The following is a 16,743-nucleotide window of genomic DNA, read 5'->3' on the forward strand; positions in this document are numbered from 1 at the left end:
TCGCCACGGCGATCCCCGGCCGGACGCACCGGCTCGACCTCGCGGCGAGTGCCACGGCTTTTCCGGAGGAACGCTCCCGTGGTCTCCTCCGCGAGGTGCTCGTCGTCTTCCCCGGGGGGCCCAGTAGTCGGACAATCCGTACGAACTACCCTGACCGTCATGCCCGACGTTCTCGGTCCCGACTACGAGCTCACCGTCCTGCCGATGGCCGACGACGACGAGGGCGCGGTGGTGGCCTCGCTGGTGCGGCGGCGTGCCGCCGAGCCCGCCCGCGGAGCCGTGCTCTACCTGCACGGCTTCACCGACTATTTCTTCCAGACCCACCTGGCCGACCACTTCGTCGCCAGGGGCTTCGACTTCTACGGGCTCGACCTGCGCAAGTACGGCCGCTCGCTGCTGCCGCACCAGACCCGCGGGTTCGTGCGCAGCGTCACCGAGTACTTCCCGGAGATCGACGAGGCGGTACGGATCATCCGCGAGCGCGACGGGCACGAGTACGTCGTCCTCAACGCCCACTCCACCGGGGGCCTGGTCGCCCCGCTCTGGGCCGACCGGGTCCGCGGCCGGGGGCTGGTCCAGGCGCTGGTGCTCAACAGCCCCTTCCTCGACCTCAACGTCCCCGCCCCGGTGCGCGCCGCCGCCGACCTGCTGCGGGGACAGCTGTCCAGGCTGCCCACCCGCGCCGTCCTGCCCATGGTGACCGCCACCGCGTACGGCACGAGCCTGCACCGCAGCCACCACGGCGAATGGGACTTCGACCTGGAGTGGAAGCCCATCGGCGGGTTCCCGATCCACGCGGCCTGGATCGGGGCGATCCGCCGGGCGCAGCGCAGGCTGCACGACGGCCTCCGGGTGGACGTGCCGGTTCTGGTGCTCTGCGCGGAGAAGGGCCTGCGGCTGCGCGCCTTCGTACCCGAGGCCCAGGAGGCCGACGTCGTGCTCGACCCCGGGCGGATCGCCCGCTGGTCGACCAGCATCGGCTCGCACGTGACGTGCGTCCGGGTGCCGGGCGGCATGCACGACCTGGTGCTGTCACCCGAGCCGGTCCGCGAGCGCGTCTTCGCCGAGATGGACCGCTGGCTCGACGGCTGCCCCTGACCGGTCCGCCGGAGGCGAACCCCGCGACGCCTCCGGCCCATCCCGGCGCCGAGCGGTCACGGGCGTCAAGCGTGTACGAGCGTCGAGTGTGCGGGCGCCGAGCGGTCGCGGGCACGGGAAACGCTCGCCGGTGAGAAGCGGTCGTGAAAGCAGAACGCCCCATCGGTTGAGTAGAGGGCGTGACTGCCAAAGTGACACGTCTGGTCGGCCGAGCCGATCCGCCGGGGGAGATCGGCGACGCGGCCCTGCTTGAGCTGTCGCGCCGCAGTCCCGAACGGTTCGGTGAGATCTACGACCGGTACTTCCGCGAGATCCACGGCTACCTGGGCAGGCGGCTCGACCAGCAGGTCGCCGACGACCTCGCCGCCGAGGTGTTCCTCACGGCGTTCAGGAAGCGTGAGCGGTTCGATCCCGGGCGCGGTGAGGTACGCCCCTGGCTGTACGGCATCGCCACCAACCTGATCGGGCTGCACCGCCGCACCGAGGCCCGGAGGCTCACGGCGCTGCGGCGCAGTGCCGCGGCGCAGCCCAGCGCGGAACACGGTCACGAGGAACGTGTGGCGACCCGCGTCGACGCGGTGAACGCCCAGGAGCGGCTCGCGGGGGAGCTGCTGGCCCTGTCCGACGGAGACAGGGACGTGCTGATGCTGAGCGCGCTGGGCGAGCTGAGCCACGAAGAGGTGTCCAAGGCGCTCGGCATCCCGTACGGCACCGTCGGATCCCGGTTGTCGCGGGCGCGCAGGAAGCTTCGTGCCGCCCTGGGCGGCGTCAACCCTCTGAACGGAGGTTCCAATGGATGATTACCAGGCGGTGCGGGAGCTGTTGCCCGTGCCGCCCCTCTCGCCCGAGGTGGAACGGGCGGGACGTGAGCGGCTGAACGCCGCGTTCGCCGGGAAGCGGGCGCGGTGGCCCCGCCGGGGTGCCAGGTGGGGCGCGCTGGGACTCGGGCTGGCGGGTGTGGCGGCGGCGGTCCTGGTCGTCACCTCCGCGGCACCTCCGGACCCGCCCGCCAAGCGGGACGTGGTCGCCGCGCAGGACGGCAAGCGGTTCCTGCTGGCCGCCGCCACCTCGATGGCCTCCGTACCCGACGACGGCGCCTGGTGGGGAAGCACGCTGGTCAGGGGCGAGGAGTTCCGCGCCCCCGGCGGTGGCTACACGCTGCGGCAGACCCGGTTGGAGGAGAACTGGATCCCCGCCGATCCGGAGACGCGTACCTGGTACCGCCGGACGCATCTCGGGGTCAAGCCCGCGACGTCCCAGGACGAGGAGGCATGGCGCGCGGACGGGTCACCGGCCTCGTGGACCTACGAGGGGAACGCCCCGGGGAAACTGTCGCCGATCGGCGAGCCGCCGGGCGTCGTACGGGCGGCGGCGCCGGGTGAGCCGGACACGTTCTCGAGCGAGGACTGGGACTTCCGCGTCGTGATGGCGGGCAGGCCGCTGACCAAACTGGACGAGCTGCCCGACACCCCCGAGGGCCTGCGGGAACTCCTCAAGGGCCCCGACGACCGGTCGACCGTCGACAACGTCGTCCGCCTGCTCTTCTTCGCGCCGGTGACGAGCGAGACCAGGGCCGCCGCCTACCGGTTGCTGGCCTCGACGCCCGAGACGGGGGCCGCCGGACAGGTCACCGACGCGCTGGGCCGCACCGGGCAGGCGATCGAGTACCGCTCCGGCGAGTTCCCCGTGAAGCCGTACGCCGGTGAGACGCGGACGCGGCTGGTGTTCGACCCGGGGAGCGGAGCGCCCCTCTCCCTTGAGACCCGCTCCGTGGCGGACGGCATGCTCCTGGATTTCATCGCCGTCCGGGAAAGCCACTGGGCCGACGACAACCCACTGAAGGAGAAGAAATGAGATATCCGGTGACCGTACTGGCTGGCCTGCTCCTCACCGGTCCGCTCGCGGCCCCCGCAGGAGCCGCCACGCCGCCCGAGGGCGACTACTGGCGCGTCGAGGTGGTTCAGACCAGGGACCACCCGCGTCCGGTCGGCAGCGGCTACCGCGTGACGGAGCGGTCGGTCGTCGTCGACTGGCAGACCCCCGAGGGCAGCAAGAAATGGGGCGCTTATCGCGATTTGGGAGCCCATCCCGCGAGCGAGAAGGACAGGGCCGCCTGGAAGGCCGACGGGTCGCCGGCCTCGTGGACCTATCGCACGGAGGGCATGAAGGTCTCCCTGTCCACCAAGCCCGGCAAGGGGCGTGTGACGCGGGTGAAGAACTGGTCCAACGGCTTCCGCCTGTTCGGGGAGGGAGAGTTCGTCACCTATCAGCAGCTGCAGTCGCTGCCCGCCGATCCCGCCGCTCTGCGGGCGTACATGGTCAAGGACGTGAGGGCCTGGATCGACAAGGCCGCGGAGGAGGCCAAGACCACCTCTCCGAAATCCACGATCGACGACTGGACGGCCAACCTGGATCGGTACGTGGCCGAGTACGCGACCAGGCTGCTCTACGAGAACCCGGTGCCGTTCGAGGTCAGGTCCGCCGCCTACCGGGTGTTGAGGACCACCAAGGGCGTCAAGGACCTCGGCCGTGCCAAGGACCCGCTGAACCGCTCCGGCCAGAGGTTCGCCCTGCCGCCCTTCGTACGGAAGGACCTGAAGGGCTGGTCGCTTGAGGAGCGGTTCGTCGTGGACACCACCACGATGACGCTGCTGGCCCACTACGTCGACTCCGGCGACAAGGGCAAGAGCAGGGTCGACTACTACAAGGTCGGCTGGACCGACGACAGGCCCGCCATCCCGGCCGCCGGCTGACCCGGCGTTCCGGACGCCGTCCCGGCCGGTCCCGACGCCCGCCATCTCCCAAGGGGCCTTCGCGATCCCGAGGCCCGCACGGCACCGGGATCGCGTCGCGGGAGAGAACCACGCGAACACCGCCCACCGGGGGAGGGGTTCGCCGAACAGTCCATCGAGGGGAACACGTGAGAACCGTACGAAGAACGACGAGCCTGCTGGCCATGGCCATGCTGGCGGCGGCACTGGCGGGACCGCAGGCGGCGGGGGCCGCGAGCGGACCCGCGCCGGTGAGCCCGGCCTCCCCGGCGGCCTCCCCGCCAGGCTCCCCAGCGGCTTCCCCGGCGGCCTCCGCGCCGGTCACCGTCACGCTGATCACCGGTGACCGGGTGACGGTGACCGGCTCCGGAGCCGTCCTGGTGGAACGGGGCGAGGGCCGGGCCGGCGTCTCCTTCACCACCGACGAGCGGGACGGGCGGCTGCGGGTCTTCCCCAGTGACGCGTTCGCGCCGCTGCGCGAGGGCCGCCTCGACCCCCGGCTGTTCGACGTGAGCGCGCTCATCGAGTTCGGCTACGACGATCGCCGGGGCGACCTGCCGCTCATCGTCACCGGCCGGGGGGCGGGCGCGCGGAACGCGCTGCGCTCGGAGATGACCGCGAGCGGTGCCACGGTGACGCGGGACCTGGCCGCCGTGGACGGGGTGGCCGTACGGGCGCCGCGAAAGGAGCGCGCCCGGTTCTGGAACGAGGCGGTGAGCGGCGCCCGCTCCGGCGGCGTGGCGAGGACGACGAGGACGACGAGGGCGACGAGGGCGACGAAGATATGGCTGGACGGCCTGCGCAAGCCGTCGCTGGACGTCAGCGTCGCGCAGATCGGCGCGCCCGCCGCCTGGGAGAACGGTCACACCGGCAGCGGTGTGAAGGTCGCGGTGCTCGACACCGGCGTGGACGCCGCCCACCCCGACCTGGCCGACCGGATGGGCGCGCAGGCGAACTTCACCGCCGAGCCCGGCACCGGCGACCCGGTCGGGCACGGCACCCACGTGGCCTCCACCATCGCCGGCAGCGGCGCCGCCTCCGGCGGCAGGTACAAGGGGGTCGCCCCCGGCGCGCGGATCCTCAACGGCCGGGTCTGCGAGAGCGCCTGGTGCGAGGAGTCGGCGATCCTGGCGGGCATGCAGTGGGCCGGAGAGCAGGGTGCCCAGGTGGCGAACATGAGCCTGGGCGGATCGGACGCTCCCGGGACCGACCCGCTGGAACTGGCGGTGGCCACGGTCACCGAACGCTACGGCACGCTCTTCGTGGTCGCCGCGGGCAACGACGGCACCGAGCGGTCGGTGGGCTCGCCGGCCAGCGCGGACGCGGCCCTCGCGGTCGGGGCCGTCACCCGGTCCGAGGCGCTGGCGGAGTTCTCCAGCCGAGGGCCGCGCGTCGGCGACTCCGCGCTCAAGCCGGAGATCACCGCACCGGGGGTCGAGATCACCGCCGCGCGCTCCGAGGACTCGACGGGCAGCGGCTCCTACACCGCCAAGTCGGGCACCTCGATGGCCACCCCGCACGTGGCGGGCGCGGCGGCGATCCTGGCCGCCCAGCACCCCGGCTGGACGCCCGGCACGCTGAAGGCGGCGCTGATGGGGTCGGCACGCCCCAACCCGGCACTGGGAGTCTTCGAGCAGGGCGCGGGCCGGGTCGACGTGGCGCGGGCCACGACGCAGTCGGTGACCGCCGAACCGGGCGGGGTGAGCTTCGGCCTGCGGAGGTGGCCGCACGGAGACGACGCCCCGATCACCAGGAAGGTCACCTACCACAACCCGGGCACCTCGCCGGTGAACCTCGCGCTGTCCGTCGAGGGCCAGGACGGGGACGGGACGTTCACGGTGAGCCCGGCGACCGTCACGGTGCCCGCGGGCGGCCGGGCCGACGTCTCGGTCACCGCCACCACCGGCACCCGGACCCCGGAAGGCGGGGCCGGCGGCCACCTCGTCGCCACCGGCGACGACGACCTGCGGGTCGGCACCCCGCTCGCGGTGGAGAACGAGGCCGAGAGCCACGACCTCACCCTCAGACACACCGCCCGCGACGGCAGGCCGTCCGCCGGCCATTTCACCGTCCTCCAAAGGACCGACGACCCGAACCAGCAGCCGTTCTACCTTGAGGGGAACGACGAGGTCGTCACCTTGCGGCTGCCGAAGGGCCAATGGGAGGTGAAGAGCAGCCTCCTCGACGCGAGCCAGGGGAACAAACACGTCACCCATCTGATCCACCCGGGCCTGGACCTGACCGGGGACCAGACCCTGGAACTGGACGCCCGGCTGGGCCGGCCGCTCTCGGTCACCGTGCCGAACGCCGCCGCCGTGCAGCTCGGGGCCCAGATGACTTATACGACTCCTTCCCCCCAGGGAATGAAGACCACCGGCTTCATAACCGACCGGTTCGAGAACATGGCGGCCGCGCAGCTCGGACCCGGCCGGACCTACGACGGAGTGATCACCAAGGTCGCCGGGCTGTGGGCGCAGGCCGACGCGGACGGCGGCACCGAGAACAGCCCCCGCACCTACGATCTCGCGTGGTTCCACAAGGGCGGAATGGTCACCGGGTTCCGGCGCGACGTCGTCCAGCGTGACCTCGCCACCCTCCACACCGACTACGCCGCCCACCTGACCGGCGCCCACGGCAGGGCCGCCAGTGGCGCCCGGCCCGCCGGCCCGCCGCTTCGCGTCTACCTGATGGCCACCAGGATCACCACGCCGTCGGTCTCCACGCACCACGTCAACACCGACACGGGGGCGCGCTGGCTGCGCTACTTCGCCGAGTCCGGTCCCGAAGGGGGGCAGACCCAGTCCGAGTCGCCGTTCACGGGCTACACCCCCGGCCGCGCCTACCGGGAGTCGTGGAACCGGGGCGTCTTCGGCCCCGCCCTGTCCCCGGCCGGTGAGGATCCCCCATCCCTGTTCCGTACCGGCGACACGATCCTGGCGTACGTCCCGCCGTACGGCGACGGGGCCGGGCGGGTCGGCTGGGCGGTGACCACCAGGGCGCGCACCGCCCTCTACCGCGACGGCTCTCTGGTCGGCGAGCAGCCCTCGACATCGGGGGAGTTCGCCGTCCCCGCCGGCGCGGCGGGCTACCGGCTGGTCACGGAGTCCGAGCGGGGCGCCCCGGCCACCCTGTCCACCCGCACCTCCACCGCCTGGACCTTCCGCTCGGAACACGCCGGGGACGACGTGGAGCGGCCCCTGCCGATCTCCGTCGTCCGGTTCTCCCCGCCGCTGGACGCGCACAACACCGCACCGGGCGGCGTGTCGTACAGCGTGCCGGTCACCGTGCGGCGGCAGGCGGGGTCCGCTGGCGGGAAGCCGCGTGACCTCGCCGTCGAGGTCTCCTACGACGACGGCGCCACCTGGAGCCGGGCGAAGGTCCACAAGGGCGAGGTGACCCTGCGGCACCCCGCCGCCGGGGGCTTCGCGTCCCTGAGGGCCACGTCCACCGACACCGCGGGCAACACCGTCGAGCAGACCGTGATCCGCGCCTACCGGATCGCCCCGGCGAACTGAGGCGGACTGACCGGGGACACGCCCCGCGCGGCCCGGCCGGAAGACCTTTCCGGCCCGGCCGTCCTCGGTGACGGTGTGGCTCACCGGGGACGGCGCGGCTCACCAGGGGAACGAGAACAGGCCGTAGTAGGCCGCGGCCACCAGCAGCAGGCCGGTGCTGCCCAGCACCCCGGCGATCGCGAAGCTCTGCGGGCGGGAGGGCTCCCAGCCCTCCCGCAGCCCCGACACGACTGCCGCCACGCCCGTGACCTCCTGCAGCAGCATCAGCAGCGCCAGGATCCTGATGACCAGCCACCCGGCGAGCACCGCGGGCCACGCACCGGCCTGGTTGACCGAGAACAGCACGAGCAGCGTGATGAACGCCACCACCGAGACGAGCAGCCCGACCCCGGTCCACGCCATCCGGCGGAACCGCCGCCGGATCGGTGGCCAGATCAGGACACCGGCCTCCGCGATCGCCGCCCGGCCGCGCAGCCGGGCGGCCATCTCCGCCACCGGCCCGACCACGTAACCGACCACGGCCAGGCAGAGCGTCAGGCCGATCACCGTGCCCCCGGCGTACCAGGGGGCGGCGGGCACGTCGCTCGCCTCCAGGCGCTGGACCGGCGTGGCACCGGCGATGTGCACCGGCGGCGTGGCCGTGCCCGGCAGGCCGAGCACCCAGTTGGCCAGCGTCCGCAGGTAGTCGGGGACGAGGGGGCCGCCGTGGAAGCGCATGCCGTGGTCGGCGCGGTCGAGGTAGCGGATCGTGTAGGCGCCGTTGCCGCCCTCGGCGAGCGCGCCGGTCAGCGCCTTGCTGCTCTCCACGAACGGGATCGAGGGATCACGCGTGCCGTACAGGGCCAGGACCGGCTGCCGCATCTCGCGCAGCGCGGGCAGGCCGTCGTAGCGCAGGAAGTCCGCGTCCACGGCGCCGATCGCGCGGATGAGCAGCTCGCGCACCCCGCTGGGCGCGTACAGCCGCTGGAGCTGCTCGCCCAGCGCCCACGTCACCTGCCGCATGGGGGAGACGTTGGGGGCCGACACCAGCACGGTGAACCCGACGGCGCCGCTCTCGTTGGCGGCGAGGGGCACCACCCAGCTGCCCTCGCTCACCCCCCAGAGACCGATCCTGGCCGGGTCGACGTCGTCGCGCGAGCGCAGCTCCTCCACGACGCGCAGGGTGTCGCGGGCGAGCAGGCCGAAGTCGCGCTTCATGAAGTCGTAGCCCACGGTCCGCTTGTCGTAGACGAGGGTGACGATCCCGGTCCTGGCCAGCCACTCGGCCTGGGTCGTGAACTCGCCCCGCACCCCGGGACCCGCCCCCTGTACGAAGACCAGCGCCGGGTGCCGTCCCGGGGTCGTCGGCGCGCGGATCGTCGCCCCCAGCGGCGTGCCGTCCTCGGCGGTGACGGTGATGTCCCGCGTGGTGATCCGCCTGTCCGAGGGGACGTACCGGAGCTCGGACGGCGGCTGGGGAGGGAGAGTCTGGAAGACCGGATCGACGTGCAGGGGGGTCGGGTCGAACGGCGGCGGCAGGGTGTAGCCGACCGTCGCGAGAACCACCAGGATCAGGCCGGAGGCGACGCTCAGGACACCGCGGCCCACCTGGACACTGACGCGATCCCCGATGGTCACTCGCCTCCGCGGTCGTCGTCGGTCCGGTATCTTGCCCTACGATCTTCAAGCGTACTCACCACCGGAAGCCCCGGCCAGAGCGGGGGATTCGCGTGACGCGAGTGGCCACATTTGTCGCTGAGTCCTGTTAGCTTCGTGCGACATGCGGGTGTTGCACACATCGGACTGGCACCTGGGCCGCTCGTTCCACCGGGAGAGTCTCCTGGCCGCCCAGGGCGTCTTCGTCGACCACCTGATCGAGACGGTCAGGTCGGAGCGGATCGACGTGGTCGCGGTCTCCGGTGACGTCTACGACCGGGCGCTGCCCTCGGTCGACGCGGTCGACCTGTGCAACCAGGCGCTGCGCCGCCTGGTGGACGCCCGGGTGCGCACCGTGCTGATCAGCGGCAACCACGACTCGGCCCGCCGCCTCGGCTTCGGCGCCGACCTCATCGACGCGGCGGGCGTCCACCTGCGCACCGACCCGGCGCGGGTCGGCGAGCCGGTCGTCGTCGGCGACGTCGCCTTCTACGGCATCCCCTACCTGGAGCCCGAGCTGGTACGCGTCCCCTGGGAGCTGCCCGAGCGCACCCACACCGCCGCGATCGGGCACGCCATGTCCCTGGTCCGCGCCGACCTCGCGCGGCGCGGCCCCCGCTCGGTGGTCCTCGCCCACGCGTTCGTGACCGGGGGGCAGGGCAGCGACAGCGAGCGCGACATCAGCGTGGGAGGCGTCGCGCACGTCCCGGTGCGCGCCTTCGACGGCGTCGACTACGTGGCGCTCGGCCACCTGCACGGCCGCCAGCGGATGAGCGAGACCGCCCGCTACTCCGGCTCCCCGATCGCCTACTCCTTCTCCGAGGCCGGACAGACGAAGGGCTCCTGGGTGGTCGACCTCGGTCCCGGCGGCTACGAGGGCGCCGAGTTCGTCGAGGCCCCGGTGCCCCGGCCGGTCAGCCGCCTCACCGGCCGCATCGACGACCTGCTGACCGCGCCCGAGCACGCCCGTCACGAGGAGCACTGGCTCCAGGTGACGCTCGTCGACCGGATCCGGCCCAAGGGCGCGATGGAGCGGCTGCGGGCCCGCTTCCCACACACGCTCGCCCTGTCCTTCGAGCCCGAGGGCGGGGTCCACGAGACCGTGACCCGCGCCAGGGCGGCCGGGCGGCCCGAGATCGACGTCGCCCTCGACTTCGTCCGCGAGGTGCGCGGCGAGGCCGCCGATCCCGCCGAGACCCGGCTGCTGCGGGAGGCCGTGGAGTTCTCCCGGATGAAGGAGGCGAGGGCGTAGATGCGTCCGCACCGTCTGTGGATCACCGCTTTCGGTTCCTTCCCCGGCGAGGAGCAGGTCGACTTCGACGCCCTCGCCGAGGCGGGGCTGTTCCTCATCCACGGCCCCACCGGCGCGGGCAAGACCACCGTGCTCGACGCGCTCTGCTACGCCCTGTACGGCAGGGTGCCCGGCAGGCGCGACAGCGCCAAGAGCCTGCGCTGCGACCACGCGCCCCCGGGCCGGGGGCCCAGCGTGGCGCTGGAGGTCACGGTCAGGGGCCGCAGGCTGAAGATCACCCGGTCACCGGCCTGGCAGCGTCCCAAGCTCAGGGGCACCGGCACGACCAGGGAGAACGAGAAGGCCCTGCTCCAGGAGCTCGCGCCCTCCGGGGAGTGGGTGGGGCTGACGACCAGGGTCGACGAGGCGGGGGAGTTCGTCGGCACCCTGCTCGGCATGAACGCCGAGCAGTTCCTCCAGGTCGCGATGCTGCCCCAGGGAGACTTCGCCAAGTTCCTGCGCGCCGACGGCGAGGATCGCCGCAGGGTCCTGGAGCGCCTGTTCTCGGTGAAGATCTACGCCACCGCCGAGTCCTGGCTCGCCGAGCAGCGCACCGAGGCGTACCGCGAGCAGCAGACCCTCCGCAAGGAGGTCGACTTCGCCGTCAAACGCCTGGAGGAGGCCGCGGGCCCCGCCCTCCTGACCGCGCTGACCGACCTCTCCGGGTCGCGGGCCTCCATGGAGCAGACGGACTCCGTGAAGCCTGTGGAGTCCGTCGAGGACGACCCGCTGGGGTGGGCCCACGCGCTTGAGGACCTCGCGCGCCTGGAGGCCGCGCGGCTGGGCGGGGAGGGAGCCGAGGGCGAGGCCGCCGTACGGCGGGCGCGCGAGAGCCTGGAACGCGGCGCCGCGCTGGCCGACCGCCGACGGCGGCACGCCGAGGCGCTGACCAGGAGCCGGGCACTGGAGGAGACGGCCGAGGAGCGAGCCGACCTGGAGACCATCCTGGAGGAGGCCGCGGCCGCCGACCGGGTGCTGCCGCTGATCCAGGGCGCCGAGCAGCGCGCCGAGGCCGCGTCCAAGTCCCACCACCTCGCCGCCGACGCCGTCGCCCGCGCCCTCCCCCTCCTAGGTGCTCCCCCCGGCCGGTGGGACGCCGCCCGCGACCGCGCCTCTCGCGACGGCGCCGGTGACGGTACGGCACGCGCGGCCTACGGCGACGACGCTCATGACCACACGGATGCCGACGCCCGTGACGGTGTCCATGGCGATGTCCACGACGATGTCCGTGACCACACGGATGCAGGTGCGGATCGCCGTCACGCCGTGCTCGGCCATCTGGCCGCGCTGGAGCGCGACCGCCAGAGCGAGATCACCCGGCTGGGCGAGCTGCGCGCGGAGGAGTCGCGCCTGGCGGGAATCGTCCGGGAGCGGGAGAGGACCGCTCGCGAGATCGTCGAGCTGGCCGCCGCGCAGGCGGAGGCCGACGCCCGCCTGAAGGTCCTGCCCGGTATCCGCCGGGAGCTGGACGAACGTCTCACCGCCGCCCGCCTGGACGCGGCCCGCGTCCCCGCCGCCGGGTCGGCGGTGGAGGACGCCGCCACCCGTCTCAGGGCGGCCGAGCACCGCGACCGCCTCGCCGCCGACCTGTCCACCGCCCGCACCGGCCTCGCCAGCAGCCTGGCCGCCCTCCCCCGGGAGGTCCGTGAGACCCTCCACGGCGGGACGCGCGACGACTTCCCCGCCGAGGCCCGTGACGTTCCCGCCGAGACCCGTGACTTCCCCGCCGAGGCCCGTGAGGATTTCGACGCCGGGGAGGTCCGCGAGCTCCTCACCGCCACGGAGAGGGAGTGCGGGCGGGAGCTGGCCGGTCTGGAGGGGCTGCGGGTCGAGGAGGCCCGGCTGGCCGAGCTCGAAGGGCTGATCGCCGCGCTCGACGCCGAGCTCCCGGAGGTGGTCCGGCGGGAGACCGAGGTCCGCGAGATCCTGGAGGGGCTGCCCGCCGCGTCGGCGGAGGCGTCCGCCCGGCTCGGCGAGGCGAGGGCCGCCGCCGCGGCGATCCCGGCCGCGCGGGCGAGCGCCGAGACCGCCACCGCGGTGCTCGCCGCGGCACGGCGCCGCGAGATACTCCGCGTCGAGCTGGAGTCCGCGCGCGCCGCGCAGACCGAGGCCACCGACTTCGCCCAGACGCTCCGCGACCGGCACCTGGACATCCGGCAGTCCAGGATCGACGGCATGGCCGCGGAACTCGCCGCCGAACTCGCCCCCGGCCACCCCTGCGCGGTCTGCGGCTCACCCGACCACCCCGCCCCCGCCGCCCCGGCCGACCGGGCGCCCACCGCCGATGACGAGCGCGCCGCCCAGGGCGCCTACGAGGCGGCCATGGAACGACGCCAGGCCGCGGGAACCACCGTCACGGCACTGGTCTCCCGCCTCGACGAGGCCCTCGCCGTCGCGGGAGACGTGACCGGGGAGGAGGCCGGGGAGACCCTCGCCGAGGCGGGCCGGAGGCTGGAGGCGCTGACCTCCGCCGCGGGCGCGGAGGAGGACCTCGCCGCCGAGGTGGAACGGATCGCCGCCGAGCTGGACGGCGCGAGGACCCGGGCCGCGGAGATCGCCCGGCGGCTCACCGAGGGCCACGCCCGCCGTACGGGCTGGCAGGCCGAGCGCGAGCGCCTCACCGCCCGCCTGGACGTCGCCCGGGGCACCGACCCCACGGTGCGGGCCCGCCGCGACCGCCTGGCGCGGGAGGCCGCGCACCTGTCCGCCGCGCTCGCCGCCGCGACCCGCGCCATCGAGGCCGCCGCGGCCCACCGCGAGGCGAGCGACCGGACCGACCTGGCCGTACGGGACGCCGCGGGCGAGCTCACCGAGGCGGAGCGGGCACTGGCCGCGCTCCGCGAGTCTGCGGGGGCCGAGCCGGCGCTGGCGGCCGAGGCCGGGCGGATCGCCGCCGAGTCCGAGCGGCTCGGGGGGCGCTCGCGCGAGCTCGCCGTCGGGCTCGCCTCCCGCCGTACGGACGCCGAAAGGCTCGGCGCCGACGCCGAGCGGCTGGCCGGGCGCCTCGACGAGGCGCGCGGCCAGGATCCGACGCTGGCCGCGAGGCTGGAGCGGCTGGCCGACGAGGCGGAGCTGCTGCGGGAGGCCGTCGAGGCGGTCAGGGACGAGCGGGTCACCGCCGCCGAGCTCGTGACGGCCCGCGACCGGGCGCTGGGCGCCGTCGTCGAGGCGGGCTTCCTCGGGCTCGACGACGCCCGCGCCGCCGTCCGCTCCCCCGCCGAACGGGAGGAGAAGGCGGCCCGGCTCCGCGAGCTCGCCCAGGAGGGCGCCGCGGTCGCCGCGATGCTCGCGGACCCCGAGCTGGTCGCCGCCGCGGCCGAGCCGGAGCCCGACCTCGCGGGGCTGCGCGACGCGCGGGACGCGGCCGACGCCGCCCACGCCCGCCTGCTGTCCGAGCGGGACCGGGGCGAGGCCCGGCTGGCCCGGCTGGCCGCGCTCCGCACCGAGCTCGCCGCCTGCCTGCGACGCTGGGAGCCCGCCGAGGAGCGGCACCGGCTCACCGAAGGGCTAGCCGCCCTGACCGGCGGAAACTCCACGGACAACCGGTGGAGGATGCGGCTGTCGTCCTACGTGCTCGGCGAGCGCCTCGGCCAGGTGGTCGACTCGGCCAACGAGCGGCTCGACCACATGTCGGGCGGGCGTTACCTCCTGGAGCACAACCGCGACCGCTCCGCCGGAGACCGGAGCAGGTCCGGCGGCGGGCTCGGCCTGCACATCCTCGACAGCTGGACCGGCGTGGGCCGCGACCCGGCGACCCTCTCCGGCGGCGAGAGCTTCATCACCTCGCTCGCCCTCGCCCTCGGCCTGGCCGACGTGGTCAGCGCCGAGGCCGGGGGAGTGGACATCGGCACGCTCTTCGTCGACGAGGGCTTCGGCACCCTGGACGAGGACACCCTCGACGGGGTGCTCGACATCCTCGACGGCCTGCGCGACGGCGGCCGGGCGGTCGGCATCGTCAGCCACGTCGCCGAGCTGCGCACCCGGGTGCCCGCCCAGCTGCACATCCGCAAGGAACGCCGGGGCTCGACCGTCCGCCAGTGACCCGCCCGCCTCAGGCGCTTCGAGGGCGAAGGCGCCGTCGAACGCGTCGTGCTCCCGGCCACCCCGGTGGCCATCGAGTACCGGCTCACGGACAAGGGCCGCGTCCTGCCGGATCGTCGAAGCAGGCCCGGTGCGTCTACCTGCGCCGATCCGCGGTGCCGGACGTCTCGGTGGAACGACGGGTGGCCACGAGCGCGGCCAGATCCGGTGCGAGCCGAAGTTCCGCGGCATCCAGCCCGGGGTGGTCGAGCCAGTGCGTCCGCGCCCGGTCGACAGCGCCGTCGAATCGCGGCGGCCAGTGCCGGGCCGGGGTCAGGTCGTCGATGACCAGCGTGCCTCCCGGCGTGAGCAGCCTGTGCGGATCAGCCGGCTTCTCACCGCTCTTGCCCTGGCCCCCTCCATCGAGCACGAGCAGGTCGTACGGCCCGTCCCGGTAGATCTCCCGCCAGTCACCACAGATCACCGAGACCCGTGGATGATCGAGGAAGACCTGGGCCGCCAGGGACGCTCGATGTGCGTCCTGTTCGACGCTGACCAGACGGGCCTCCGGCCGGGCGCCCGAGGCCAGCCATGCCAGGCCCACTCCGCACCCGGTGCCGGTCTCCCCGATCACGTCGGCGCCGGCCGCCAGGGCGTACAGCAGCCGCCCCTGCTCGGGACGGCAGGAAGGAGCGAAGCCCGCCCGCCGGGCTGTTTCGAGCGCACGCCCGACCAGTGGAGGTAATCCCGTGAGATCGGCGTACGCCGCCGTACCGCCAACCGACATCGCTCCAGGCTAAGGCGATCGACGGCGTGGATCCACGGGGCGGGTCCCTGATCTTCGCCGACTCCGTGTGCCTTCGCAGGCTCGTTGACGGCAGGCCGATCAGAGAAAAGCCGTCACGTCGGCTCGGGCGGGGGCGGTTCGGTCGTCGGCTCGGGCGGTGCCTCGGTGACGAGATCAGGCGGTGCCTCCACCTGAACCGAGGCCGCCGGCTCGGGAGGGGGAGAACCCGCCGGGCTGTCCGGCAGGGCGACGAGGAGGAGGGTCAGGAGCCCCAGGAGCACCAGGCCGGCCCCGCCGGCCCCGACCACCGCCGCTTTCCTTCCGCGAGATCTTCGGTAGTGACCCGCTACCGCGATCAGTCTGCCGTCGCGCAACCTGCGCACGTAAGGTCTGACCCAGTGTTCTTCGCCCACTTCCGAACGGTATACAGCCGCCATGGCGACGGCTAGCCTGACCGGACCTCACTCATCGCGGGGAGCCGTCCGCCGCGTGATCGACTTCGGTGGCGGGGCCCGCACCGGCCAGGCGGGTTTCCGTCCGGCCCCAGGTGGCCCGGCGCCAGAGCCATTCCAGCGGGCCCTGGCGGTGGCGGCGCAGCCAGAGCGTGGACACCAGCCACTGGGGGACGAGGATGGCCCCCGCGATCAGGAGCACCGTCGCCGACGTCCAGCCGTCCGGAGAGCCGCCGACGAGGCGGGCGGTCAGCAGGACGAGGACCGTGGCCGACAGGTAGTTGGTCAGCGCCATCCGTCCCAGCGGCGCGAAAACCTTCTCCAGCGCGGCCCGGAGCGGCGTTCTGAGCAGGAGCAGCAGGCCGCACACGTAGACGCCCGCGATCAGCAACCCGGCGAGGCCGAACCAGGTGTTGAAGTACGGTTCGCCGATCCGCGTTTCGGTCTGCAGCCACGTGGCGGGGATCGCCCCCACCGCGAAGACGAGGCCCAGCCCGGCCGGAACCCAGGTGGATCGGCCGATCCGGTCGATCACCCCGTACCGGGTGAGCGCCGAGCCCAGCAGGAACAGGCCGGGCACCAGCGGCAGGCCGTTGCTGCCGAGGATCAGCGGCAGCGCGACGAGGACGGCGGCGAGCCCCGCGACGGCCCGGCGCGGCAGCCAGGTCGAGGGCAGCAGCACCACCAGGCCGACGACCGCGTAGATGGTGAGAATGTCGCCTCGCCACAGCAGGAACATGTGGGCCAGGCCCACGGCGAGCAGCACCAGGAGGCGGCGCAGCAGGAGCACTCGCGGGCGGGGGGCGCGCTCCGTGGCGGAGCGCAGCAGCAGCGAGAACCCGACGCCGAACAGCAGGGAGAAGATCGGGAAGAAGCGCTGGTCGACGAACAGTCCCAGCCAGGCCAGCCCGTCGTCCTCCGGGCCCACCCCCACCACGGCCCGGGTGACCTGTTCGGTGTGGAGCATGTGGGCGATCGGCTTGACGTTGGCGAGCAGGATTCCGCACAGGGCGAACCCGCGCAGCACGTCGAGCGCGACGACACGTGGCCGGCCGGAGAAGGTCGTCGTGGGATGTCCCGGCCCGGCGGCTTCCGGTGCCGGGGGGAGCGTCTCATGTGGCATGGGACCTCATCCTGCGGACCCCGGCCCGCCCCCACATCGGCGGAAAGCAGG

At 73.7% G+C, this 16,743-nt stretch carries 11 protein-coding genes and 1 pseudogene; 8 read left to right on the forward strand and 4 right to left on the reverse strand.

Annotated features, from left to right (window positions below):
• Positions 1-159 precede the first annotated feature (159 nt).
• The 5 genes from ACSC1Q_RS32255 to ACSC1Q_RS32275 all read left to right on the forward strand — a co-directional run bounded on the left by ACSC1Q_RS32255 (position 160) and on the right by ACSC1Q_RS32275 (position 7,384).
• Positions 160-1,098 (forward strand): alpha/beta hydrolase, encoded by a 939-nt coding sequence (locus ACSC1Q_RS32255; RefSeq protein ID WP_436762474.1) that lies wholly within the window; start codon positions 160-162, stop codon positions 1,096-1,098.
• 179 nt (positions 1,099-1,277) lie between these two features.
• Positions 1,278-1,898, forward strand: coding sequence for an RNA polymerase sigma factor (locus ACSC1Q_RS32260; RefSeq protein WP_436762475.1), 621 nt, complete (start codon positions 1,278-1,280; stop codon positions 1,896-1,898).
• Positions 1,891-2,952: a CU044_5270 family protein gene (locus tag ACSC1Q_RS32265; protein WP_436762476.1), complete on the forward strand. Its 1,062-nt coding sequence runs from the start codon at positions 1,891-1,893 to the stop codon at positions 2,950-2,952. The genes ACSC1Q_RS32260 and ACSC1Q_RS32265 overlap by 8 nt, the downstream gene beginning before the upstream one ends.
• Entirely contained in the window at positions 2,949-3,851 is a 903-nt protein-coding gene (locus ACSC1Q_RS32270) for a hypothetical protein (RefSeq protein WP_436762477.1), read from the forward strand. The genes ACSC1Q_RS32265 and ACSC1Q_RS32270 overlap by 4 nt, the downstream gene beginning before the upstream one ends.
• Before the next feature lie 167 nt (positions 3,852-4,018).
• Entirely contained in the window at positions 4,019-7,384 is a 3,366-nt protein-coding gene (locus tag ACSC1Q_RS32275; RefSeq protein WP_436762478.1) for a S8 family serine peptidase, read from the forward strand.
• Between the two features lie 99 nt (positions 7,385-7,483).
• Here the strand turns inward: ACSC1Q_RS32275 and ACSC1Q_RS32280 are convergent, their stop codons facing one another.
• Positions 7,484-9,001, reverse strand: coding sequence for an alpha/beta hydrolase family protein (locus tag ACSC1Q_RS32280; protein ID WP_436762479.1), 1,518 nt, complete (start codon positions 8,999-9,001; stop codon positions 7,484-7,486).
• Positions 9,002-9,143: 142 nt separating this feature from the next.
• Between ACSC1Q_RS32280 and ACSC1Q_RS32285 the strand changes: the two genes are divergently transcribed.
• The 3 genes and pseudogenes from ACSC1Q_RS32285 to ACSC1Q_RS32295 all read left to right on the forward strand — a co-directional run.
• Positions 9,144-10,271, forward strand: a complete 1,128-nt coding sequence (locus tag ACSC1Q_RS32285) for an exonuclease SbcCD subunit D (RefSeq protein WP_436762480.1) — start codon at positions 9,144-9,146, stop codon at positions 10,269-10,271.
• Positions 10,272-14,351, forward strand: a complete 4,080-nt coding sequence (locus ACSC1Q_RS32290) for an AAA family ATPase (protein WP_436762481.1) — start codon at positions 10,272-10,274, stop codon at positions 14,349-14,351. It abuts the gene before it with no gap.
• Between the two features lie 15 nt (positions 14,352-14,366).
• Positions 14,367-14,447 (forward strand): annotated as a pseudogene (locus ACSC1Q_RS32295) (hypothetical protein); the annotation flags it as partial.
• 40 nt (positions 14,448-14,487) lie between these two features.
• Here ACSC1Q_RS32295 and ACSC1Q_RS32300 read toward each other — a convergent pair.
• The 3 genes from ACSC1Q_RS32300 to ACSC1Q_RS32310 all read right to left on the reverse strand — a co-directional run bounded on the left by ACSC1Q_RS32300 (position 14,488) and on the right by ACSC1Q_RS32310 (position 16,692).
• Positions 14,488-15,117, reverse strand: a complete 630-nt coding sequence (locus ACSC1Q_RS32300; RefSeq protein WP_436762482.1) for an O-methyltransferase — start codon at positions 15,115-15,117, stop codon at positions 14,488-14,490.
• A 113-nt stretch (positions 15,118-15,230) separates the two neighbouring features.
• Positions 15,231-15,425, reverse strand: a complete 195-nt coding sequence (locus ACSC1Q_RS32305) for a hypothetical protein (RefSeq protein WP_436762483.1) — start codon at positions 15,423-15,425, stop codon at positions 15,231-15,233.
• Positions 15,426-15,582: 157 nt separating this feature from the next.
• Positions 15,583-16,692, reverse strand: a complete 1,110-nt coding sequence (locus ACSC1Q_RS32310; RefSeq protein ID WP_436762484.1) for a DUF418 domain-containing protein — start codon at positions 16,690-16,692, stop codon at positions 15,583-15,585.
• Positions 16,693-16,743 lie beyond the last annotated feature (51 nt).

This window comes from Streptosporangium heterodermiicola, from assembly GCF_051390675.1.
In the GTDB taxonomy this organism is placed as follows: domain Bacteria; phylum Actinomycetota; class Actinomycetes; order Streptosporangiales; family Streptosporangiaceae; genus Streptosporangium.